Below are 23,793 nucleotides of genomic sequence, written 5' to 3' on the forward strand. Positions count from 1 at the left end.
TTCCATTAAAAAATGTCTGGCCAGATGAATGACCGGACATTTTTTTATGAATACAATATTCCAGGCTTACGAAGGCAGGCCTTTTAAAAACTCCCTGATGTCATTACTTATTTCTTCTGTATGGGTTTCCAGTGCGAAATGTCCGGTTTCATAAAATTTTACAATAGCATCAGGAATATCTTTTTTGTAAGCTTCCGCTCCCGGAGGCAAAAAGAAAGGATCATATTTTCCCCATGCAGCCAGGAACCGGGGCTGGTATTTTCTGAAATATGCCTGAAATTCAGGATATAATGCCACATTAGTCCGGTAATCCAGCATCAGGTCAATCTGAATATCATTCATTCCCGGGCGGTCCAGAAAATGCTGATCCAGAGCATAAGATTCAGGGGCGATAAGCGAAAGATCCTTAACACCTTCCTGGTACTGGAATTTGGTCATCTTTTCAGAAGTAAAATCACTTAAGAGCTTACGGTTTTCCGGAGTAGGATCTTCCCAGTATTTTCTTATCGAACTCCAGCTGTCACTAAGACCTTCTTCATATGCATTCCCATTCTGAGAAATAATTCCCGTTATTTTTTCGGGATTGGCTAAAGCTAACCTAAGACCGGTAGGAGCACCATAATCAAAAATATAAAGGGCAAATCTTTTTAATTCCAATCTATCAATAAATCCCTGCATTATCCTGGCAAGATTATCAAACGTATAGCTGAAGTGGTCAGAATCCGGAGCATCACTAAACCCGAAACCCGGTAGATCCGGTGCAATGATATGATATTGATCATTCAGCTTAGGAATCAGGTTGCGGAACATGTGTGAAGACGTAGGAAATCCATGAAGAAGCAAAAGAACAGGAGCATCTTCAGGCCCGGATTCACGGTAAAAAATATTCAGACCATCAACGTCTGTATTGTTGTAATAAATGGTTGGGTTCATAATTGTTTTTATTTTTTTGTTATTTCAAAATTACGCCATACATTTGATTACATAAAACGATTAATTATGATATGAATAATCATAAAAAATGATACATGAATTTAAATGATTTAAAAATATTTGAAGCAGTAGCTGCTTCCGGCAGTTTTACAAAAGCTGCGGAAGTTATGTGTACCGTACAATCCAATGTTACCGCAAGGATAAAAACGCTCGAAGAAGAACTGGAAGCTCAGCTTTTTACGCGTACTTCCAGAAAAGTTTCTTTAACCACGGCCGGACATGCATTTATTCAATATGCCCGTAAGATTTCACACACAATAGAAGAAGCCAAAAAGGAAATTAAAAATTCTGATCAGATAGGAGGGAACCTGTGCATAGGATGTATAGAGACAACACTGGTATTTAAAGCCCCCGAAATCCTTTCGGGTTTTATGAATGCTTATCCTCATGTCCAGCTGGAATTTAAATCGGACACCCGCTCAAAGCTTATTGATGATGTTCTGAATTATAAGCTGGATGCGGCGTTTGTTTCTGCACCTATTCATTCCGCACAACTCGAGCAGATCCACATCAAGCAGGATGAGCTGGTTATTGTGACTTCTCTGGATGAAAGATCAGTCAATCAAATTCTCAAAAAGGACAATCTGAATATTGTTGTTTTTGACCAGGGTTGCGTTTACAGGGCAAGGCTTGAAACTTTGCTCAATGCAAGGGGAGTGATACAATACAAGAGCATGGTCATGAATTCTATTGAAGGGATCATTAATTTCGTTGAAGCAGGCCTGGGAATTACCTTGCTTCCGCTTGAGCTGATTGAAAAGTATTACGGTGGCAGGAAATTGAAAACCTTTAAGCTCAGTAAGGAGATCAATACCATATCCACTTCTCTCATCTACCTGAAAAGCATTCCCAAATCCCAAGCTTTGGAATCTTTTATCGGGATGTATGCAACAGGTAATAAAAAAGCAATCTCTTTTTGAGATTGCCTTTTGTAATTATTTACAGTTCCGGAGCTAATGGCCAGTCTACGGGAATTTTTGTAGCTGCAAACAAGTAATTGGTTATTGTTTTATCACCGATCGCAATAATCACATCTACCAAATGTCCTTCGGTATATCCTTCATTGAAAAACTGATTTTTTGTCTCCTCAGAAATCTCACCCTTATTGCTTACTGCCTCATAAACCAGTTGCCCTAAGGAATTGAGTTTTGAATCAAAAGATATTTTTGCTTTTCTGATTTCAAGGATCTGATCATCATCAAATCCGTTCAGCTTTGCAATAGCAGTGTGAGCACTTAAACAATACAGGCAATTGTTATACTGGCTGACAATAAGGTTCACTACTTCTTTTTCTTTTGCTTTTAAGGATGACTTGGCATTTTGCAAGGCAAGATAAGTGGCAAGCCCATTTTCCGAATGTGCAAAAGTTGCATACAGATTAGGAACAAAGCCAACCCCTTTTTCTAATTGGTTAAAAATATTTTGATTTGCTTCTGAAAGCTGCTCTTTTTGAGGAATCTGAAAATTTTTCATTTGTAATTGTTGTTTAAAATTAATACGACAAAGTTCAGTGATCCCTGACCTCAAAAAAATAGAACAATTTCCCGAAGATGTATGCTTTTTTCCCTTTCCAAATGATACATTTGTTCAAATAAGACTTTTATTAAAAATTAGTGAGATAAAAGATGATCTATAATTTCTATAATAAACAGACGGAAGCAGCTTGCCGGCTTCTTGTCCATGAAGAAAAATTTGACAGGGTTTTCTACGGAAAAGATCGTAAAGACAAATTTCTGACATTGGCATGGAACCAGGGTCCGGACATTTTTATTACAATAGATAAAATATCCTATCTATTCAAATCAGGCAGCATACTTTGCTTAATGGTCAATCAGTCATTTGATTTTCCCGACAATTCACAAATCATCGTATGGCAGTTTAATAAAGATTTCTACTGCATTGAAAGTCATGATTCCGAAGTAGGGTGTGTAGGATTTCTTTTTTATGGTTTGTCTCAAAGTATGTTTGTTTCCGTGGAGGATCAGGTCCGTGATAAACTCACATTGCTACTGCGTATTTTTATTGAAGAATTCCAGGATGTAGATGATATCCAGGAGGACATGCTCCGGATGCTGTTGAAGCGCCTGATCATCCTGATTACACGGTCGGCAAAAAAACAATTTGTTGCAGATCAATTTCCTGAACAAAAACTGGATATTATCCGCCAATTCAGTTTACTGGTTGAAAAGAATTATAAGTCGGAACATTCCGTAAAGTTTTATGCAGATCAGCTTCATAAGTCTCCCAAAACCCTTTCCAATCTTTTTAATCTCTATAATAACGGAACTCCCTCTGAAATCATTCAGCAAAGGATTATACTGGAAGCTAAAAGATTACTGCTCTTTACCAACAGCTCAGCCAAAGAAATTGCTTATGAATTAGGATATGAAGATGTTGCTTATTTCAGTAGCTTTTTCAAAAGGGTAACGGGGCTTTCACCTCTGGTGTTCAAAAAGCAATCAGCCGGAATTTCCACTCCATAAAAAAGCCTCCCGAGGGAGGCCTTAAAAAACACAAATGATGAAAAAAAATTATTTCGAAGTGCAAATATAATAAAATATATTATGTAATACATTATAATTTTATTAATATTTTAATTCAATTTTAAATAACATATTAATATTATGCATACATACTATTAATATATTTTTCAAATATAGGTATAATTCTTTAAGAGGAGTTTTTTCTATTTAAACATACAGGAAGTATTTCAGATCCATAAAAAAACCTCCGGGAAAAATCCCGGAGGTTTGAAACTTTTTATTGACTAAAATTTGAATACACAGCCGCAAACGCTCATTTTACCTTCAACGACTGTTGTCCATTGTCCGTTCCAGGTACCTCCGTAAGAGGCACAAATGGAAGGGCATATTTCTTTTGCATCTTCATTGCTCCAGATAGGACCTGCCAGAACATCCAATGTATATTCTGTGCTTCCTGTAGGAACCGTATCGTACTCAACTTCGATTACACTCATTTCCCCCTCAACAATGGTAGACCATTGTCCGGTAAATTTTCCTAAATGTGCCGCAGCAATACGACCTCCTAATTTCTGAGCCTGATCGTTGCTCCAAAGCGGACCTGCAACGATGTTGATTTTGAATTTTGACATGGTGTTTGTTTTTTATGTTTTAACATACCAAAGGTGCAACTATAATAAAACAAACAATAGAGTAGAAAACACCATTTTTTTTGGTCAGTATTTATACCTACAGCTTTAAAAAAAATTGGGTTAACCCCCATCAATAAAGGGCTAATAGGTTTAAATTATTTCTCCTAAATTAGATATATCAGATTGATCAATGGAAAATAACAGAAAAAAACAAAAGAAGTTAATTTTTTTAAGAGAAAAGGACATAAAAAAAGACGAAGCTATAATTATTACTTATAGCCTCATCAATTTTTTCAATCATTTGGTTTTGTTGGTACAAATTTAGAGCAATCCGTACGACAGGTACAGATACAGTTGCTGTTTTTTATTAGGGCACAGATTACCAATTACTGGCAATTTCCCCAAGAGTCTTAAGATCGGAGTTAACTTTATCCGTCCATTCCATCGCAAAATTCAGCCTCATACAGTTGTTATACTGATTGTATTGGGTAAACATTCTTCCCGGAGCGAAAGTAATATTCCGCCTGATGGCCATATCAAACAGTTTGACAGTATCAATTTTTTTATCAAGTTCCAGCCATACCATAAATCCACCTTCCGGCTGGGAAACTTTAGTATTATCAGGAAAATAATCCTCAATGCCCTGCTGAAGCTTCAGACAATTATTTTGTACTATTTTCCGGAATGTACGAAGATGATGATCATACCTTCCGTTTTCTAAAAAATGGGATATGGCTTCCTGATACAAAGCAGGGGTAGAAAGCGTTTGTATCAGCTTCTGCTGGATAATTTTATCCTTATACTTGCCCGGGATAATCCATCCGAGCCTGTAACCCGGTGCCAGTGTTTTGGATATAGAATTCACCAACATCACAATACCGGCTTGATCAAATGCTTTACAGGGTTTCGGCCTCTCGGCTCCATAATACACATTCCTGAAGATATCATTTTCAACTAATGGAATATCCCATTCCGTAAGCATTTTTACAAGCTCCTTTTTATGATCGTCCGGCATGAGTGTGCCTAAAGGATTATTGAAGTTAACCACAAAACAGCATGCACTTATAACAGGCAAAACCTTTTTCAATGCTTCGAGATCTAAACCTGTAGAAGGGTCTGAAGGGATTTCTACAGCTTCAAGTCCCATGGCATTTATCATTTTAAGAATACCAAAGTAAGCGGGACTTTCTACAGCAACCTTATCTCCGGGTTTGGTAACCGCCATCAGGCAGGTAAACATTCCGTTCATCGCTCCGGACGTTGCTATCACATCATCTTCTGTAACTTTACCCTCCAGCATAAATGCCCATCTGGCAACCGTTCTTCTAAAATTGAGATTTCCCTGAACAGATTCATAGGTTGCCCCGCCATTTGCCAGGCTTCGCATAACTGTAGTCACGCTCTTATTAAGCTGGGCGATGGGCAGCAGGCTTTTTTCCGGCAGCCCGAGGGAAAAATGGGTAATGTCCGTATTTTCCGAAGAAGCAAATGTCTTAAGGAAAAGATGTTCCGGGTACTGCTCTTTTTGCAGGGATTCCAGGATAATAACAGAAGGAAGAGAAAATTTCCTTTGTGAAGCTTTACTTACATAATAGCCGGATTTAGGTCGTGGTTCTATCAACGATTTACTTTCTAATTCCAGAAATGCCTGCCGAACGGTATTGATGCTTACATTATATACTTTCTGTAAGGTCCGTATAGAAGGCAATTTATCACCAAGCCTTAACGTTCCACTGAGAATCTGCTGCTCAATGATCCCGGCAATTTTCAGATAAAGGATTTCTTTTTTCATTCAATCGGTATTATTTCTGTGTAGTTCAAAATTAAGAAATTAAATCCCCGTTTAATAATTTATCATGCAGATAAAGAGTCACAAGCACTGCGTTAGTTCATAAAAAATGATTTCTATCAGAAATACCGCTCAATACGATATATTTCATACAAAAGTGAATGATCTGTAAAATATTGTTCTATAACTTTTTAAAATTGTATTATAAAAAATCTTAATTTTAAGTAATTTTAGATTTTTTTAATATTTTTTAACAAAATTTATATTTCTATTTTTGCAACCAAATCTTATAAATTATGAAAAAAATTTTATTAACCCTTTCTCTTTCTTTGGGAATTTTTGCTGCAGCACAAGAAGCAAAAACAGAGGCTCCGGCTGTTGATACGACAAAAGCATGGAGCATTCAAGGTCAAAACACATTAATGCTGAACCAGGCGGCATTCTCGAACTGGGTAGGTGGTGGAGCAAACAACGTGGGTTGGCTTGCCGGTGTGAATTATAACCTTACCTATGAAAAAGGGAAGGACCTTTGGGAAAATATTATTATCCTTGGATACGGACAAAACAATACCCAGGGCGTAGGAACAAGAAAGACCCAGGATGTAATTAATCTTTCAAGTAACTATGGGAGGGAAATCGCTAAAAATTGGTACGCATCCGGTGGTGTAAGTTTACAAACTCAATTTGCTCCGGGCTATGAGGACGGAAATAATCCTGATGCGAAAAAGATATCCAACTTTATGGCTCCGGGATACCTTAATGTAGGGGCTGGTTTTACATATAGACCAAATGATAACTTCACCATGACATTACGTCCGGCAAATGCAAGGGTAACTTTTGTACTGGATAAAGACCTTCAGTATGCAGGAACTTACGGCTTAAAGAATGATGGAGATTCTTCACTATTTCAGTTCGGTTTCCTTGGAACAGCCATTTATAAAATAAAGATCATGGAAAACATTAACCTTACGAATACAGGGTCTGTCTTTTCCAATTATTTAGATCATCCTGAAAGACTGGTCCTGTCTTATAGCGGAATTTTAAATATGAAGATCAACAAATTTATTTCAACCAACATAACGCTGGATCTTTTATATGATCACAACCAGATCAGAAGAACACAGCTGAAACAGACTTTGGGAGTTGGTTTTGCCTATAATATTGATAACGGGAAAAAACGTTCTGATAAAAAAGACAATCAATCCTGGATGAAGAAGTAGCACTATTCATCGAAAAAATAAAAAAGACTAACCGAAGAATGGTTAGTCTTTTTTATTTAGTATGGAGAAAAATGAAAATTATTGATGTCCGCTTTTTCTGCCCATTAAAGTCAGCATAGCCAGAAGCCCACTGATCGCGCCAAAAAAATAAATAGACTGATATCCCAGCCAGCCTGCAATAATCCCCGCTATCGGACCAGCCAAGCCTAGTGAAAGATCGAAAAAAGCTGAATAAGCTCCCAGTGCTGTTCCTCTCATCTGCGGAGTTACCTTTTTAATGGCAAGTACTCCCAAAGATGGAAATACCAGGGAAAAACCAATTCCCGTAAGTGCACAGCCTACGATTGCCATCCATCCCGAATGAGAAAAACCTATCAATAGCTGTCCTATGATCTCAATAGCAAAAGACCCTAAGGCTACTTTATAACCACCGTACTTGTCGGGAAGGGAGGCAAATAATATTCTGGTAAGAATGTAAAATCCACCAAAACAAACAAAAGCAAGAGAAGCATGCTCCCAGTTTTTCTCAGCGAAAAGCAAAGCAATAAAGGAAGCTATGCATGCAAATCCTATGGAAGAGAAAGCCAGTGCCAATCCCTGATCGGAGACTTTTGCAATCACTTTATAAAAAGGAGTTCTTATATGAGTAGGATCCGCTTCAAGGGTTGGCAGCCAGACTGTTGATAACCAACTCACTACAGAAAGGACCAGAATTAATGTAAAAGGAACAACACTACCGAATTGGCTTCCCATCCATATACTTAACGGGGCTCCTAAAGCGATTCCTCCATACATTGAAATTCCGTTCCAGGTCATTACTTTGCCGGAATTGTGTGCTCCCACCAGTCCAATTCCCCAGGTTAGCGCTCCCGTTACCATCATACTTTCAGAAATACCATGAATAATTCTTGACAGAATCAGCAATCCTAATGCTAAAATTGGGAAATGTACAGAGGAACTTCCTGCAATATAAAGGATCCCGGCTACAAAAACCATAAATATCCCTCTGTGATTACTGATTTTAGCCCCAAGTGTATCGGTTATTTTACCGGCATAAGCCCTTGTTAATAAAGTAGCTAAAAACTGAAGCCCCATCACACCCCCCACGATAAAGGAGTCGAATTTCAGTTCATTTTTAATCAGAGCTGGTAAAGCTCCCAGTGTAATTCCAATTGTAAGATATACCGCAAATACGGAAATTACGATCGGAGCGAGAACTTTTTTTAAAGGTATGTTGTTGTGATGATGAGTATCTCCAATCTTAGGAGTTACCATAGTTGTACTTTTGATTGCCATATTGCATCGTTTTTTTAGTTATTTTTCGAGTACAAAAGTAGATCGGCAACATACAATTAGCGATAGCTATTCAATGGCTATAATTGGACAAATAATGGTTTTCTTTTGCGGAATTCAGATGCTGTATAACCGGTATTCTTTTTAAAAAAGCGCGAAAAATAAGTATAATCATCATATCCAAGGTCAAAAGCAATTTCCTTAATATCCATGTCAGTATAGTACAAAAGACGCTGAGACTCCAGGATAATTTCCTGTTGTATCCAATGACTGGCTGCAAAACCTGTGATTTCTTTTACCACCTCATTCAGATACAGAGGGGTGATATGAAGTTTCACGGCGTATTCCTTTACCTGTTTCAATTCCCTGTAATGCGAGTGAATCATTTGTTTAAAAAGCAATACTGTCTTATATTTCTGTCCGCCAATGACTTTTTCAGAATGCTTGTTTCTGACCAACGCTCTTACCATAAGACCTGCCAGGCTATCCGTAAATGAATTGATAAGATTATTTTGAAAAGAAACTTCATTATGAGCCAATACAGCATCAAAAACCGGAATAAACGAAAACAGACTGTCATTCTTTTCAACTTCTGCAGCCTGGTTAGAATTGAGGTAAGTAGTGAAAATCTCAAGATAAGTTTTAGGAATCAGTGCCGTTTCTATAAATACTAACCAGCCTGTACAATGCTCATTTTTTATATACCGGTGAACCTGTCCGGGTGCAACATATAACACTGCAGCTCCATGAAGTTCAACCTTACGGAAATCCAGTTCTAATGAAGAATATCCTTCCTGCTGAATAACAAACATAAAATGTTCATCGCGGTGAGCTGCCTGTACAGATTCTTCAAGTTCACCCATAGGACAAATTTCTATACCGGTGCTGTTGAGTTCGTTTGTATGGAGTAAAATGTTCGATTTTGCCATCACTGAAACATTGGGCTGTTAGAGCGTGTAAATGTAATCATATTGCCTCATATTTTAATAAAAGCAACACTTTCTTTCATATGATATATATGGTGATGTGAGGCATTCGTTTTAAACCATTTATTTTACATTTCATCTTAAATTTTTCCTGCTTGACTCAAAAAACAGATGCGCATTTAGAAAATCAATATTTATATTTACAGAATTAATGGTTCCAAAACCTACTTGCTCTATGATGAGAAAAACCCAAATAAGGAAAAAAAAATTATTATCTGCCACCAAAAAACGCCTGGTCATATGGGCTGTGGCAATCATTTCATTTTATTTATTTTCCTATCTCATGGATCCTTTTGATCCGGTATGGGAAGACTATGTTAAAGATCCGTTGGATTTTCTGATCAGTGATTTTCTTTGGGTGCTTCTTTTTTCAGTTATTATTTCGGAGGTAAGCATATTGATCGATAGCCAGCTTAATAAGTTGCTTCCATGGAGTAACCGGGGAATAAAACGCTTATGCATACAAGGCATTCTGCAAATTGCCGTAAGCATTCTTTTTGTGGCCATTATCATTAATATTTTTTCCAATACTCCCGACATAGCCAAAATGGATTATCGTAAAGAAATGACCTTGTTGGGACAATGGGTAGCTACCAATATCATTATTTCCCTGCTCATCAGTGCCGTAAATACAGGAGATTATTTACTGGAAAATTGGAAAAAATCTGCCATAGAAGTAACCCAGCACAAGCTAAGGGCTTCTAAACACAAACAGGCTGCAATGGCTGCAGAGCTACAGGCTCTGAAACTACAGATAGACCCTCATTTTATTTTTAATAACCTAAGCGTTTTATCGGAACTTATTCTGGAAAACCAGCAATTAGGTTATGAGTACGCTGAAAATTTCTCTAAAGTTTACCGCTATCTTGTTATTAATTCAAAAAAAGATGTGATCTCTTTAGACGAAGAATTGAAATTTTTAGACTCTTACATTTTCCTGATAAAAAAAAGAATCGGTGACGGAGTCAATTTCGAGATCTCTATTAATCCGGAATTAAGGAATATGATGATCCCTCCTTTAACTCTGCAGTTTTTGGTAGAAAATGCCATCAAGCACAATCAAACACTCAGATCCAATCCTCTACAAATAAAAATTTATACATTAACCAGCAAAAATCTTGTTGTCTGCAACACTTTGATCCCTCTCATCAATAAAGCCGAATCTTCCAAAGTGGGTATTAAAAACATCATGAACCGGTTTGAATTGCTTGGAGATAAAAAGCCGTTGATCCTTCAAACAGAAAAAGATTTCCTTGCCAAAATACCATTATTATGAAGCTCAATAAGATCTTAATCGTAGAAGATGAAAAGCCTAATGCGGACCGCCTAAAAAGGTTATTGCTGAAATTGCGGCCCCACGCTGAAATTGTATCTGTTGAAGATTCCGTAGCATCAGCAGTACAATGGTTGGAAGAAAATCCGGCTCCTGATATCATTATGATGGATATCCAGCTGGCAGACGGCTTAAGTTTTGAAATTTTCAATCAGACAGAAATTAAATGTCCTGTGATCTTCACCACCGCTTATGATGAATATGCAGTAAAAGCATTTAAATACAACAGCATCGATTATCTTTTAAAACCTGTTGAGGAAGAGGAGCTCGAAACCGCATTAAAGAATTATGAAACCTTTATGGAAACCATTCCATATGTAGGAACTGCTATAGAGGGACTGCTGAACTACATCCAGCCCAAGGATTACAGGAAGCGTTTCCTTTTAGCCCACAGAGACGGTTATAAAACCCTGCTCTCGGAAGATATCCTGTATTTTTTTACCGAACTGGGCGTCAGCAGGGCTGTTGTAAAAAACGGAAACACAGAAATTGTTCCCCAGACCTTAGAGGAACTGGAAAAACAGCTGGATCCTAAAATGTTTTTCAGAGCCAACAGGCAGTTTATCATCAACATAGATTCCGTACAGCATATTTCCAATTACTTTAACGGAAAGCTAAAACTCGACCTGGTCAGGCATCCGGATATTGAAGTCATTGTAAGCAGGGAAAAAGCTTCGGCACTGAAGTCCTGGATGGATTATTAGATCACCTATATGATTTCTACGATAGTGGAAATCTTTTTTTTATCATACAATTTAAAATTCTTCATCCCAAACATTTGTTCGGGGTAATACTCTTTATCATTTCAGTAATAGGAAAAATCTCGTTTTATGCCCTTTTCTTTTCATTTCAGCTATTAAACGCTTCATCCCCGAATAATTACGTTTCACTGAAATTCTCCCTATCAATGCCCTTTTTTTGCGATTATTTTGTAGTCAACAAATAGTAAATCGTATATTATGAATTGTAAAAAAGGTTATTTCGTACTGCTATTGACAGCAGCTGTTTTTCTCCAGTCCTGCAACTCCGGAAAGAGCCAGGAAACAGGTGAGCAAATGTCTGCACTTCCTACCGATTTTATACAGCTGAAATCAGGAAATGCTGATATTTCTTCCGGATATCCGGGAAGTATCGAAGGACAGGATAATGTGGATATCAAAGCCCAGGTCACAGGCTATCTGGAAACGGTATACGTAAAAGAAGGGCAATATGTACAAAAAGGGCAGACGCTTTTCAGGATCAATCCTTCAGTCTATAATGAACAGGTAAATAATAGTGACGCTGCATTAAAAATAGCATTGGCCAACCAGGCGAGTGCCAGACTTGAAGTAGAAAAACTGAAACCATTGGTGGAAGGAAATGTGGTTTCCGATATGCAGCTGAAAACAGCTCAGGCAAGCTACGCAGCAGCAACAGCTCAGGTCGCACAGGCTAAATCTGCATTAGGCTCTTCAAAGATCAATGCCGGATTTGCATATATAAAAGCTCCTGTATCGGGATATATTGGCAGGATCGTCAACAGAACCGGAAATCTGATTACCCCTTCTGATGCCACTCCGCTTACCACACTTTCCGATATCCATACAGTGAATGTCTATTTTGCAATGAACGAAGCCGATTTCCTTCGCTATACCAAAGCCAGAATGGCCTCCGAAGATCAAAACGGAAACGTTGAACTGATCCTTCCGGATGGTTCTACCTATCCATATAAAGGAAAGTTGGAAAATGCCAGTGGAAATTTTGACCGGATGACAGGAAGTATGCAGCTGAAAGCAATATTTCAAAATCCTGATCAACTTCTTCGTGCAGGAGGTACAGCACGGGTAAAGATTCATCAGTATGTGGATGATGTCATTAAATTACCTAAAACAGCTGTAAAGGATATTCAGGACAGATTTTTTGTTTACAAACTGAATGCTCAGAACAAAGTTGTTATGACTCCAATTGAAATCTCAGGAGGAACCATCTCGGATTATTTCGTTTCATCAGGAGTGCAGCCGGGAGATAAAATAGCTATCAACAGGATTGATGTCCTTAACGAAGGAGCATCAGTACTCCCTAAAATCATCCCTTCAAAATAGATTCTAAAAACACAATGTACTCATCCAAAGAAATTAAGACATGCTAAAAAAGATCATAGACCGACCGGTATTGGCCACTGTAATTTCCCTTATTATTGTCATATTGGGAATCATAGGCCTCAGCAAACTTGCGGTAAGCCGGTTTCCGGATATTTCGCCGCCTACCATTATGGTTTCCGGATCTTATCCGGGAGGAAATAGTGAAACCGTTATCCGCTCCGTAGTAACACCTTTAGAAGAGCAGATCAATGGAGTGGAAGATATGCAATATATTAAGTCAAATGCCAGTAATGACGGAACTTTTTCCATTTCAATTATATTCAAACAAGGAGTTAATCCCGATCAGGCTGCCGTAAATGTACAGAACAGAGTGCAGCAGGCAACCCCTATTTTACCTCAGGAAGTTGTGAGAATGGGATTAACCACCTCCAAGCAGCAAAACAGTATGATCATGCTGTTTAACATTTATACTGACGATAATAAAAAGTATGATGAAACCTTTTTACAGAATTATGCCAACATCAATCTTATTCCACAGGTAAAAAGGGTAAAGGGTGTAGGGCAGGCTCAGGTTTTCGGAGCTAAAGATTATTCAATGAGAATCTGGCTGAATCCGCAGAAAATGTCATCTTACGGACTGGAACCTGCTGATATTTCCAATGCTGTAGCTGATCACAGTCTGGAATCTGCTCCCGGTAAACTGGGTGAGGAATCCAATGCTTCCCTTGAATATGTTATCCGGTACAAAGGAAAGAAAAACAAACCTGAACAATTTGAAAACATCGTTGTTAAAAATGACGGAACCAAACTGATCCGCCTTAAAGACGTAGCAAGAGTAGAATTCGGATCAATTTCTTACAGCGGGGATAATCTTTCAAATGGTAAAAATGCCGTGACTGTTGCTATCATGCAGACTACGGGATCCAATGCCAATGAAATTGAAATTGGAATCAACAAATCCATTGAACAGCTCTCCAAATCTTTTCCTCCCGGAATTAAATACTCTAAAGTGATCAGTACCAAAGAAAGATTAGACGAAGCAACGGGACAGGTAAAATCTACGTTGATAGAAGCATTTATTCTGGTGTTTATTGTTGTGTTTATTTTCTTACAGGACTTCAGGTCTACCATTATTCCTGCTATTGCGGTTCCCGTAGCGATTGTCGGAACTTTCTTTTTCCTTCTTGTACTAGGGTTCACGATTAATGTACTGACACTTTTTGCATTGGTTCTGGCCATCGGTATTGTCGTTGATGATGCAATCGTTGTCGTAGAAGCGGTACACAGTAATATGGAAGGAACCAGCCTTACCGGTAAGGAAGCAACACACAAAGCCATGAATGAAATTACCGGAGCTGTTATTTCAATTACCCTGGTTATGTCTGCCGTATTTATTCCGATCGGATTCATGTCGGGTTCAGCAGGATTATTTTATAAACAGTTTGCCTATACGCTGGCTATTGCAATTATTATTTCGGCAGTGAATGCATTAACATTAACACCTGCATTATGTGCCGTTTTTCTTAAAAATAACCATTCCCATGAGGAAAATGGTAAGAAGAAAGGATTTGGAAAGAGATTCGCTACCGCTTTCAATGCCAGCTTTAATAATTTAACGGGCAGATATGTAAAAGGCGTACGCTTTCTGATCAACAGAAAATGGATTGCCGGAGGTCTGATCATAGGGATTATCGGGGGAGCCGCATGGCTGATGACTTCTACGTCCAAAAGTTTTGTGCCTATGGAAGACGACGGACTGTTTATGTATACCTTAAGTATGCCGCCAGGGACAGGATTAACGAAAACAACAGAAGTATCTGATAAAATGAATGCCATGCTGAAAAAACTGGATGCTATTCAGGAAAATACATCTATCACAGGTTATAATTTATTGAGTAACAGCTCAGGGCCGGCCTATGCTATGGGATTTGTAAAATTGAAGCCTAAAAAAGAAAGAGGAGAAACCCAGGATATTGATGAAATCATGGCCATTGTTAACGAGAAGTTTTCAGGCATCAAAGAGGGAAGTGTCATGACATTCAGAATGCCTCCGGTGGAAGGATATGGTATGACCAACGATGCAGAAATTGTACTTCAGGACCGCATGGGGCGTGACCCACAGATTTTAAAGGCTAAAGCTGATGAGCTGATCGGACAGCTGATGCAAAATCCCAACGTAGCTTTTGCCTACACCATGTTCCGGGCAGATTATCCGCAAATGGAGCTGGAAGTGGATGAAGACAAAGCCAAACAGCTAGGTGTAAGCATTTCCAATCTTTTAGGAAGTATACAGACTTATTTTTCAGGAGACCAGTCTCAAAACTTTTCAAGATTCGGGAAATTCTACCGGGTAAATATTAAAGCGGATGGAGTTTTCAGGATGGATGCTGAAGCCTTTAATGATATCTTCGTGAAAAACAACAAAGGTGAAATGGTTCCCGCTAACACCTTGATCACTTTAAAGAAAGTGTATGGCCCTGAATCTGTTGGACGATATAACCTATACAATTCATTAAACATCAACGTGACCCCAAAACCGGGAGTAAGTAACGGAGCATTAATGACATCCCTGGAAAAAACACTGGATAAACTTCCATCTGATTATAGTTACGAATGGACCGGATTGAGCTTAGAGGAAAAGTCATCAGGAAATCAGACTATTGCAATCTTCGGTCTCTGTCTATTGTTTGTTTATCTCCTCCTTGCTGCCCAATACGAAAGTTATATACTTCCATTAGCTGTAATGCTTTCCATTCCTACAGGAATTGTTGGAGCGTTCCTTGGAATAAAAGCAATAGGATTCGACAACAATATTTATGTACAGGTTGGCTTGATCATGCTGATAGGACTTTTAGCCAAAAATGCCATTCTGATCGTTGAATTCGCTGTCCAGCGGAGAAAATCAGGAATGTCTCTTCTCGAGTCGGCTCTTGAAGGGGCGAAGTCCAGATTACGCCCTATTATTATGACTTCACTGGCATTTATTGTGGGAATGATTCCTTTGATGTTATCCTCCGGAGGAATGGCTTCAGGAAATAAATCCATCAGCGTGAGTGCGGCAATGGGAATGCTGAGCGGGGTTGTTCTGGGAGTATTTGTGATTCCAGTATTATATATGTTCTTTCAATATATCGATGAAAAGATTTCGGCAAAGAATCCTAATGTTTCTAATGTTTCATCACTAAATCAATAAAAATGAACACATTTCATATAAAAAATTTCCTTTTATCGGGATTGGTAGCAATACTCCTGTTGTCCTGCGCCGTAGGAAAAGAATATAAGAGACCGGACCTTAATGTCCCTCAAACATATAAAGAGTCCACGAAAGTAACCGGAGATACGGTTATACTTCCCTGGAAAACATTTTTTAAGGATCCTCAGCTGATTAACCTTATCGATAAGGCTCTCCTGAAGAATAATGAGATCCATACCGCGCTTAAAAATATGGAGCAGCTTGATCTCGCCTACAAGCAGGCCAAAAACAACCTTATGCCAACTGTAGACTTCAGTGCAGGGGCCAACAGGGCATGGGCTTCAAAAAACAGTCTGAATGGTTCCCTTAATGAACAGTTTACCGGAACCAAGTATATTGATGATTTCAGCGCAACGCTAAGGTTGTCGTGGGAAGTGGATATATGGGGAAAGACCAAAATGCAGAAAGAATCCGCTGCAGCTGATTATTTTGCTCAAAAAGAAAATATGAATGCTCTTAAAACACGCATCATCGTACAGGTAGCTCAGGCCTACTACAATCTGATCAGCCTTGATGAACAGCTGAAAATAGCAGAAAAAAATATTGAGCTAAGTGATAATACCCTAAAAATAATGAAGCTGCAATATACGGCAGGACAGATCAATTCATTGGCAATTCAGCAATCTGAAGCCCAAAAGAAAACAGCTGAACTTCTGATCCCTTTGGCCAGGCAGAATATTTCAATACAGGAAAATGCTTTAAGTATTTTGTGTGGCGAATATCCTGGAAAAATCGACAGGGGAAACTCCATGAAAAATATGATCCCCGAAAATACATTGTCAGAAGGAGTTCCTGCCCAGCTTTTAAGCAGACGTCCAGACCTGAAAGCAGCAGAACTGGCTGTTATCAGCCTGAATGCTAAAACAGGTCTTTCAAAGGCCGCCATGTATCCGAGCATAAGCCTTACTCCACAAATTGGGATCAACTCGAATAAGTTTAATACATGGTTTGATCTCCCGGGATCCATCACCAAGACCCTGGCCGCTAACTTAGCCATGCCTTTGTTACAGAAAAGGCAGCTGAAAACAGCTTATGAAACAGCTATTATTGAACAGGAAAAAGCGGTGATAGCATTCCGGCAATCCATGATGACAGCAGTAAGTGAGGTTTCCGATGCAATGGCCAAATCTAAAGGAACATCAGAAAGGCTCGCATTACTGGAACAGAGAACTGCTATTCTGGACAAAGGAATCAATGATGCGCTTAAATTATATAAAAGTGGTATGGCAACTTATCTGGAGGTAATCACTGCACAGAATAACAAGCTCCAGAATGATCTTGAGTATGTAAACATTACCCTGGAAAAGCTAAATGCAGAAGTAGACCTTTACCGGTCTTTAGGAGGAGGGGTTAATTGATACTCAAAATACGATTACTTTTGTGAAACTGCCTTGTAAAATGAGGCAGTTTTTATTTTTTTTAATTGATCCCTTTTACAAGCTACAAACAATAATCTACCGGTCAGAATCAATCATCTTTATATACTCTTCAATAGTTCCTAAATTCATGGATTTTCTCCTCGCGTTTACGTGGCTTGAATCTGCAATATCTTTAAAAAAAACCTTGCCCTTGTCATCTATAGAATATTGGGTTCCATATATCTGTTTTCTGTTATTTAAAATCTCAACCCTGTCGATAAGGTAAGCCAGCTGAGACCTTTCAGCATTTCCTCTTTTAACGGCTTCCTTCATTATGGGAAGATATTTTTCCATTACAGATAATTTCCCCGCGTGTTGTATCGTAACGAACAAAGCAAGATTAGCATCATTTCCGATCTTATCCTTTCCCAACCAACCCAGACTATCAATAATTTTTGTAACGATCATCAAATTATTTCGATCTATCGGATTTTGCTTTTGTGGATTGTATACGGGTGTCCTGTACTTTTGATCATCAACCAATACTTTTTCCAGCTGATATTTTATAATACGGTATTCATCATCCTTCTTTTTACAGGAAGAAATAAGCAATACATTTAATAACAGGATAAAACAACTATGTCTCATGGTATTGATGACAAATTCATGAACTAAAAGTCAGATTACTTTTTCTCATTAAACATTTTTTCCAGAATCTGATAACGATAATTAAAAATATGTTCAATTTTCTTTTTCACAAAAAGCCCATGGGCTACTTCTCCTAAAACACCCATTGGCAGCTCATAATTAATCGTGTCCCTCATTAAAACACCTTTTTCGTTGGGAATGAATTCGTGAAAGTGATTCCAAAGTTTATAAGGTCCTTTTTTCTGAAAATCAGTAAAACTTTTTTGAAAAGAAACCTGAATGATCTCAGTTTGCCAGCTCATCTTAATCCCCAGCAATGGAGAAACATAATAATCAATTATCATCCCTTCATAAATTTCATCATTCTCCAGCTTGGTCAGGACAATAAAGTTCATATCTTTTGGAGTAATTTTTGAAAGATTATTGGCTGAAGAAAAAAATCTCCATGCTGTTTCCAGATCACAATAAAGCTGCTGTTCACGTTGAAGTTGATGTACCATTTTGTATCGTCAATTTTAAAAGTTTGAGTCCTTAGGGAAAAGTTAAGTCATTAGTTTTAAAAAACAAGTGTTCTTTTTATTTTTTTTCATAAATAAAAGGTCAACATGAATAAATTCTCTGTTTACCCTTTTAATAAAGGAAAATGTAATATACCATATCCGTATACTTTAGTAGAAAAGGGTATAAAATAACCCACTATTTCAGGCTATCTTTCCGTCCTATTTTTATCAAAACAAAATGACAAATAAACCCTTACACAGTTTCCATATTCCGGTGATGGGACTAGCCTATACTATTGACAGTCCGATACGGGTTGCACAATATGGAATTTCCTCCGTTATTTCGATCATAGATGACGAGATTATAGAAAAAATGAAGAATTTTTACGCTGGAAAATTTAATCTCAATTATCCATTCATCTCTACAAAAACTGAAGATTACAGAGCTAGAAGAATAACGGACTACCTTAATATGGTAGATGACGTCGTTAACAAAAAGTTCGAATCCTTTAAGCAGGAGATTATCAAGAATGCAGAAACACTCAGAGAATTTATAGGCATACTACCGAATACTTCTTCTATTAAAAGCAGATTGCAGGATTTTGCAGATCAAAAAGACTATGTAGGTTCTGGTATCAGAAAATTTATTGACGCTCATCTCAGTCCCGGGAATATAGATGTGAATATTATGACAAAAGTAGATAAGGATAATTTCGCGAAAAATGAACAGCTTCCTGTAATGCATAATGACGCCCACGCGTCGTTACGGGGCTTTGCTCATAGCAGACTCTCTTCATCTGTAGTACTTTCTGCAGGAATGAATCCACGTTTATACAGCTACCTCGAAGAATTTGATGATTTTTTTCCTGACAAAAATGGAAATCTGAAAAAAAAGATCATCCTCAAGGTAAGTGATTTCCGTTCCGCCATGATCCAGGGAAATTTTTTAGCAAAAAAGGGATTATGGGTCTCAGAATACAGAGTTGAATCCGGGCTCAACTGTGGTGGTCACGCTTTTGCAACGGAGGGCTTATTATTAGGTCCCATTTTAGAAGAATTCAAACAGAAAAAGAATGAACTCATAAATTCTGCTTATACTCTTATGATTGCAGCTTTAGAACAAAAAGACAGATATACGGCTACTCAACCGCCGGAAGTAAAAATTACCGTTCAGGGAGGAGTAGGAACTTCCGAAGAACATGATTTTTTACTTGAATATTATCATGCAGACAGTGTAGGATGGGGCTCTCCATTTTTACTGGTTCCTGAAGCGACATCTGTAGATAAAGTAACCCGTGATCTCCTGGCCCGATCTAAAGAAAATGATTTTTATCTCAGTACCATTTCACCATTAGGAGTTCCTTTTAACACTGTCCGGGGAACCTCCAATGAACTTCTTAAACATCAAAAAGAGGCTCACGGAAAGTACGGTAGTTCCTGTCCAAAAAAACTGCTTGCACTAAACAAAGAATATTCCTCCAAAGGAAACTGCACGGCATCACGGAAATACCAAGCTATCAAATTAAAAGAGCTTGAGAAAGAAAAAGAAACCCTCAGTGAAGAAGAGTTTAACAACAGGAAAAAAGAAATAACTAATAAGGCCTGCTTATGTGTGGGGCTTGTGAATGCAGCCTATATGGAACAGGAGATTCAAATAAAAGGAGAGGATCAAGGTGTAGTTATTTGTCCGGGACCTAATCTGGCTTATTTTGATAAAGAAGTTTCTCTCACTGAAATGGTTCAGCACATCTATGGCAACGGCAATATCCTTCCGGACAATAAACGCCCGAATATGTTCATTAATGAGCTGAAAATGTATGTAGAACACCTGAAAAAGGAAATCAAAGCGGTAACTGACACGGTTACTCTTTCCCAAACAAAGAAATGGAATATCTTCAGAAAAAATTTACTGGAAGGCATTGCTTACTACGAAAACCTGTTCTGTACCACAGGATTTTTTAATAAAGAAAAAGAAAATATGAAACATCAACTTGAAGAGTGTAAAGTAATGATCTTACAAATTATAATTCCACAGATAGAAAAATAAAAACTAACATACCTGTAATTCTATAATAAGGATAATTCAAATCCAAATACCAGAAAATATTCAGGATGGCTTTTAATAAAAGACACCACAATGGGTGTCTTTTTAATTTTTTTCTATAGGATTTATTTTTATATTTCCTTTTGTAAACTTCTTGATTACATTCATTCTAGCCTCAATCATTTTCTTACGGTCAATAAAATTGATATTCTCATCGTACAGAATATTTTGGGACTTTTTTGTAATAGCTAAAAGTTTATAATGAAAGTTTTCCTGATCATCATATACTTCAAGAATAAGCCCCGGTAAACCGGCAAATTTATATGGGCCATCAGCTATTGGGATATCTTTTGTGTACCATGCAATAAATTTTCGACCTCTAAATGTAGCTTCTGCCTTATAACATTCGTATGTTAAAACATTTTTTTTCTCATCAATAAGTTTCCACTGCATCGCAGGACTTTTTTCCTTATAGCCAAAGTTTATATTTTCAATTTTATCACTATATATCAAATCAGATTGTTGATAATCTTTTTTTATTACATGAGACACCTTGAACATTGGTCTTGATGACATTTGAAAAAACGGCTGACTATCTATTATTGAATCAATTTTATATTTTTTATCATTTTGAAAAATTGATTCATTATCACCAATATATAAAGTAAGCATATCATCACTTTTAGTACTTAGTGTTGAATCTGCTTTAAAATCAACATTGTAAATTATTTGAGTATGAGACTTAAACACTTTAAATTTCTTATTCTGTGAAAGCACAATCCCAAATAAAAATATAGAAACAATGGAGAGTATTTTTTTCATATTTTATTATATAAAAGGTGGCTGATATAACAGCCACCTGGATAGTTTATTTTTTGGTTACAATAATAATTTTTTTGACATCATTATACGGGTAATTTAATTTACTTATTTCTGTACTGTCCTCAATTACTTTTATTGTACGCACCTTTTCTGTATCCATTAATTTATGAAAGGTTTCAAAATCTATAACCTTATCATTAGCAATTATTACCGTTTGCTTTTTTTGTTTGTCAAAGTAACCTTTAACTTTACCGGAATTCTTAAAAAATTCATCAGAATTATTATAATCAACAATTGGTAATTTTTGAAATTCTAATGCTTGAGCATTTTTTCTGCTGCAAGAAAAAAGTAAAAAGAAAGTAGATAAAATAAGTAAGTTTTTCATATTAATTTAATATTAACCCATGTATGATCCTGCTCCAGTACAAGGAGGTGTGATAACAGTCGATGATGTAGCTTGACTAGCTGACTCAAATTCCCAATATGTAATACCCCCCACAGTTTGCTCTGTATAAGTTCCGTATTGATAGCATGTGCCACAACAGGTAGTATCATAAGCTATAAACCCATTAAAGCTAATTTTTTTAATACTATTTTGCGCTGCATTAATCGTTTCAGCAGATTTTACATCACTTTTTGTTGGGGAAGCGGCACACAATATACCTGATGTAGCAATACCTAAAATAAGAATTAATTTTTTCATTTTGATCGTTTTTAATTTTAATATTTTTTTGTGATTGCAATCATTACAATAGTACAAAATTATTTTTATTCACCATTACGGGAAGCCCTATTTACTAAAACTTTCTGCTTGTATAGAATGCGAAAAAGGTAAACATTATTTATGCTTCATAATTTTCTATGATTTATTTCAATTGCTTTTCATTAAGCTCAAACTTTTTAGCCAAATTTCAAGTTTTTGCAGCCTTTCAATGATCTCATACTGAGTTAAATCTTGAAGGACAATTAAATATACAGTGTTGAAAGAATCTAAAATTTTATTACACCATACCTTCCAAAAATCTTTGCCCCTTAAAAAGTATCATCATTAAATTCCTTTGCGTCTTTGTATTTAAATCATAATCTTAATTGACAGAATAAACCCTTATAATCAACCGTATTGTATTAATATTATCTTAAATAATCTTCTGTCCGCTATTCTTAAGAAAATTTTTCTTTAAATTTATAGTACTGAAGATGATTCTCCGTCTTCAAACAAATTCAAAAAACAAGGAGATCAACTATCTTAACAGTTTTCAATTGTGGGTTCATAGAGCACCACATCAATGATTATGACTAAAAAATTAATTTTTAATGTATGGAAAAGAGAATGATAAAAAATACGGATTTATCGGTCGCACCGATTAATTTCGGAGGAAACGTTTTCGGATGGACATTGGATGAGCAACAATCTTTTGACATCCTGGATCAGTTTACAGAAGCCGGATTCAATTTTATAGATACTGCTGATACCTATTCTTGGTGGGTAAATGGAAGAGGGGGACAGTCTGAAGAAATTATCGGAAAATGGTTGAAGAGCCGGGGCAACAGAAACGATCTTGTTATTGCGACTAAAGTAGGATCAGAGACCAAAGAACATGGTTTTGATATCAGTAAAAAACATATCCTGAAATCTGTTGACGAATCTCTGAAAAGATTACAGATCGATCATATAGATCTTTATTATACCCACTTTGATGATCATAAAACCCCTGTTGAGGAAACTCTTGCGGCGTATGACGAAATTATAAAAGCCGGAAAGGTGCGTTATATTGCAGCTTCCAATCTTACTCCGGAACGGCTTACCGCTTCTTTTGAAGCTTCAGAAAAGAATAATTTACCTAGGTATGTCGCTTTACAACCTCATTATAATTTATTAGAGCGTGAAAACTTTGAAAAAAATTACGCTCCTTTGGTGGAAAAATATGATTTGAGCGTATTCCCATACTGGTCTTTAGCGGCAGGTTTTCTAACCGGAAAATACCGCAGTGAAGCAGATCTTTCTAAAAGTGCCAGGGGAGAAGGTGTCCGCAAATATCTGAATGAAAAAGGGGAGCGAGTATTAAAAGCTTTGGATCAGGTAAGTGAAAAACATCAGGCCAACCAGGCTTCTGTGGCATTAGCATGGCTATTAGCCAATCCACTTATTACCGCACCTATCGTAAGCGCAACCAGCCAGTCTCAATTACAAACCTTGTTTAAAGCGACTGAACTTCATCTGAGTAATGAAGATGTACAGCTTCTGAATGAAGCAAGCAAATAAAAACAAAGCCTCATACGAGGCTTTTGTTTTTATGATCTATATACCCTTGATTTACATACGTTGTTCAGTGTTTTGCATACATGCTGTTTTTTATTTCT

The 23,793-nt window shown here is 37.2% G+C and carries 21 protein-coding genes; 10 read left to right on the plus strand and 11 right to left on the minus strand.

The genetic code is table 11. The features are described 5' to 3' along the window. Positions 1 to 66 precede the first annotated feature (66 nt). Positions 67 to 933, minus strand: a complete 867-nt coding sequence (locus tag PFY10_03560) for an alpha/beta hydrolase (GenBank protein ID WBV57520.1) — start codon at positions 931 to 933, stop codon at positions 67 to 69. A 95-nt stretch (positions 934 to 1,028) separates the two neighbouring features. On the opposite strand from PFY10_03560, the gene PFY10_03565 reads away from it, so the two are divergent. Continuing rightward, on the plus strand, positions 1,029 to 1,913 hold the full coding sequence (locus PFY10_03565; protein ID WBV57521.1) for a LysR family transcriptional regulator: 885 nt from the start codon (positions 1,029 to 1,031) through the stop codon (positions 1,911 to 1,913). A gap of 19 nt (positions 1,914 to 1,932) precedes the next feature. Here the strand turns inward: PFY10_03565 and PFY10_03570 are convergent, their stop codons facing one another. After that, a complete protein-coding gene (locus tag PFY10_03570) occupies positions 1,933 to 2,466 on the minus strand; it encodes a carboxymuconolactone decarboxylase family protein (protein WBV57522.1) in 534 nt (177 codons plus the stop codon). A gap of 152 nt (positions 2,467 to 2,618) precedes the next feature. Here PFY10_03570 and PFY10_03575 point away from each other — a divergent pair, with 152 nt between their 5' ends. Further along, entirely contained in the window at positions 2,619 to 3,476 is an 858-nt protein-coding gene (locus tag PFY10_03575) for an AraC family transcriptional regulator (protein WBV57523.1), read from the plus strand. 284 nt (positions 3,477 to 3,760) lie between these two features. Here PFY10_03575 and PFY10_03580 read toward each other — a convergent pair whose 3' ends face one another. Then, complete coding sequence (locus PFY10_03580; GenBank protein WBV57524.1) at positions 3,761 to 4,105, minus strand: mannan-binding lectin; 345 nt, start codon at positions 4,103 to 4,105, stop codon at positions 3,761 to 3,763. 379 nt (positions 4,106 to 4,484) lie between these two features. Then, positions 4,485 to 5,897: a PLP-dependent aminotransferase family protein gene (locus tag PFY10_03585; protein WBV57525.1), complete on the minus strand. Its 1,413-nt coding sequence runs from the start codon at positions 5,895 to 5,897 to the stop codon at positions 4,485 to 4,487. A 293-nt stretch (positions 5,898 to 6,190) separates the two neighbouring features. On the opposite strand from PFY10_03585, the gene PFY10_03590 reads away from it, so the two are divergent. After that, entirely contained in the window at positions 6,191 to 7,114 is a 924-nt protein-coding gene (locus PFY10_03590) for a DUF3078 domain-containing protein (GenBank protein ID WBV57526.1), read from the plus strand. Positions 7,115 to 7,192: 78 nt separating this feature from the next. Here the strand turns inward: PFY10_03590 and PFY10_03595 are convergent, their stop codons facing one another. After that, complete coding sequence (locus PFY10_03595) at positions 7,193 to 8,410, minus strand: MFS transporter (protein WBV57527.1); 1,218 nt, start codon at positions 8,408 to 8,410, stop codon at positions 7,193 to 7,195. Between the two features lie 77 nt (positions 8,411 to 8,487). Continuing rightward, the gene (locus PFY10_03600) at positions 8,488 to 9,336 is read right to left on the minus strand and encodes a helix-turn-helix transcriptional regulator (protein WBV57528.1); all 849 of its coding nucleotides are present in this window, start codon (positions 9,334 to 9,336) and stop codon (positions 8,488 to 8,490) included. 232 nt (positions 9,337 to 9,568) lie between these two features. Between PFY10_03600 and PFY10_03605 the strand changes: the two genes are divergently transcribed. The 5 genes from PFY10_03605 to PFY10_03625 all read left to right on the plus strand — a co-directional run bounded on the left by PFY10_03605 (position 9,569) and on the right by PFY10_03625 (position 17,418). Beyond that, positions 9,569 to 10,669 (plus strand): histidine kinase, encoded by a 1,101-nt coding sequence (locus PFY10_03605; GenBank protein WBV57529.1) that lies wholly within the window; start codon positions 9,569 to 9,571, stop codon positions 10,667 to 10,669. Further along, positions 10,666 to 11,430 (plus strand): LytTR family DNA-binding domain-containing protein, encoded by a 765-nt coding sequence (locus tag PFY10_03610; GenBank protein ID WBV57530.1) that lies wholly within the window; start codon positions 10,666 to 10,668, stop codon positions 11,428 to 11,430. The genes PFY10_03605 and PFY10_03610 overlap by 4 nt, the downstream gene beginning before the upstream one ends. Positions 11,431 to 11,685: 255 nt before the next feature. Next, a complete protein-coding gene (locus PFY10_03615) occupies positions 11,686 to 12,807 on the plus strand; it encodes an efflux RND transporter periplasmic adaptor subunit (GenBank protein WBV57531.1) in 1,122 nt (373 codons plus the stop codon). A 40-nt stretch (positions 12,808 to 12,847) separates the two neighbouring features. Beyond that, positions 12,848 to 16,000, plus strand: a complete 3,153-nt coding sequence (locus tag PFY10_03620) for an efflux RND transporter permease subunit (protein WBV57532.1) — start codon at positions 12,848 to 12,850, stop codon at positions 15,998 to 16,000. Between the two features lie 2 nt (positions 16,001 to 16,002). Next, positions 16,003 to 17,418, plus strand: coding sequence for a TolC family protein (locus PFY10_03625; GenBank protein WBV57533.1), 1,416 nt, complete (start codon positions 16,003 to 16,005; stop codon positions 17,416 to 17,418). A 96-nt stretch (positions 17,419 to 17,514) separates the two neighbouring features. Here the strand turns inward: PFY10_03625 and PFY10_03630 are convergent, their stop codons facing one another. Beyond that, on the minus strand, positions 17,515 to 18,066 hold the full coding sequence (locus tag PFY10_03630; protein ID WBV57534.1) for a hypothetical protein: 552 nt from the start codon (positions 18,064 to 18,066) through the stop codon (positions 17,515 to 17,517). Between the two features lie 35 nt (positions 18,067 to 18,101). Further along, positions 18,102 to 18,566: an SRPBCC family protein gene (locus PFY10_03635; GenBank protein ID WBV57535.1), complete on the minus strand. Its 465-nt coding sequence runs from the start codon at positions 18,564 to 18,566 to the stop codon at positions 18,102 to 18,104. 238 nt (positions 18,567 to 18,804) lie between these two features. On the opposite strand from PFY10_03635, the gene PFY10_03640 reads away from it, so the two are divergent. Then, positions 18,805 to 20,613 carry a hypothetical protein gene (locus PFY10_03640; GenBank protein ID WBV57536.1) on the plus strand — a complete coding sequence of 603 codons (1,809 nt, stop codon included), beginning with the start codon at positions 18,805 to 18,807 and terminating at the stop codon, positions 20,611 to 20,613. 102 nt (positions 20,614 to 20,715) lie between these two features. Here the strand turns inward: PFY10_03640 and PFY10_03645 are convergent, their stop codons facing one another. The 3 genes from PFY10_03645 to PFY10_03655 are packed head-to-tail and all read right to left on the minus strand — an operon-like array spanning position 20,716 to position 22,135. Beyond that, the gene (locus PFY10_03645) at positions 20,716 to 21,432 is read right to left on the minus strand and encodes a GLPGLI family protein (GenBank protein WBV57537.1); all 717 of its coding nucleotides are present in this window, start codon (positions 21,430 to 21,432) and stop codon (positions 20,716 to 20,718) included. A gap of 46 nt (positions 21,433 to 21,478) precedes the next feature. After that, positions 21,479 to 21,817, minus strand: a complete 339-nt coding sequence (locus tag PFY10_03650) for a hypothetical protein (GenBank protein ID WBV57538.1) — start codon at positions 21,815 to 21,817, stop codon at positions 21,479 to 21,481. 12 nt (positions 21,818 to 21,829) lie between these two features. After that, positions 21,830 to 22,135, minus strand: coding sequence for a hypothetical protein (locus PFY10_03655; GenBank protein ID WBV57539.1), 306 nt, complete (start codon positions 22,133 to 22,135; stop codon positions 21,830 to 21,832). A 615-nt stretch (positions 22,136 to 22,750) separates the two neighbouring features. Here PFY10_03655 and PFY10_03660 point away from each other — a divergent pair. Further along, the gene (locus PFY10_03660) at positions 22,751 to 23,695 is read left to right on the plus strand and encodes an aldo/keto reductase (protein WBV57540.1); all 945 of its coding nucleotides are present in this window, start codon (positions 22,751 to 22,753) and stop codon (positions 23,693 to 23,695) included. Positions 23,696 to 23,793: the final 98 nt, after the last annotated feature.

Origin of the sequence: Chryseobacterium daecheongense, assembly GCA_027920525.1 — a bacterium.
Classification (GTDB): domain Bacteria; phylum Bacteroidota; class Bacteroidia; order Flavobacteriales; family Weeksellaceae; genus Chryseobacterium; species Chryseobacterium proteolyticum.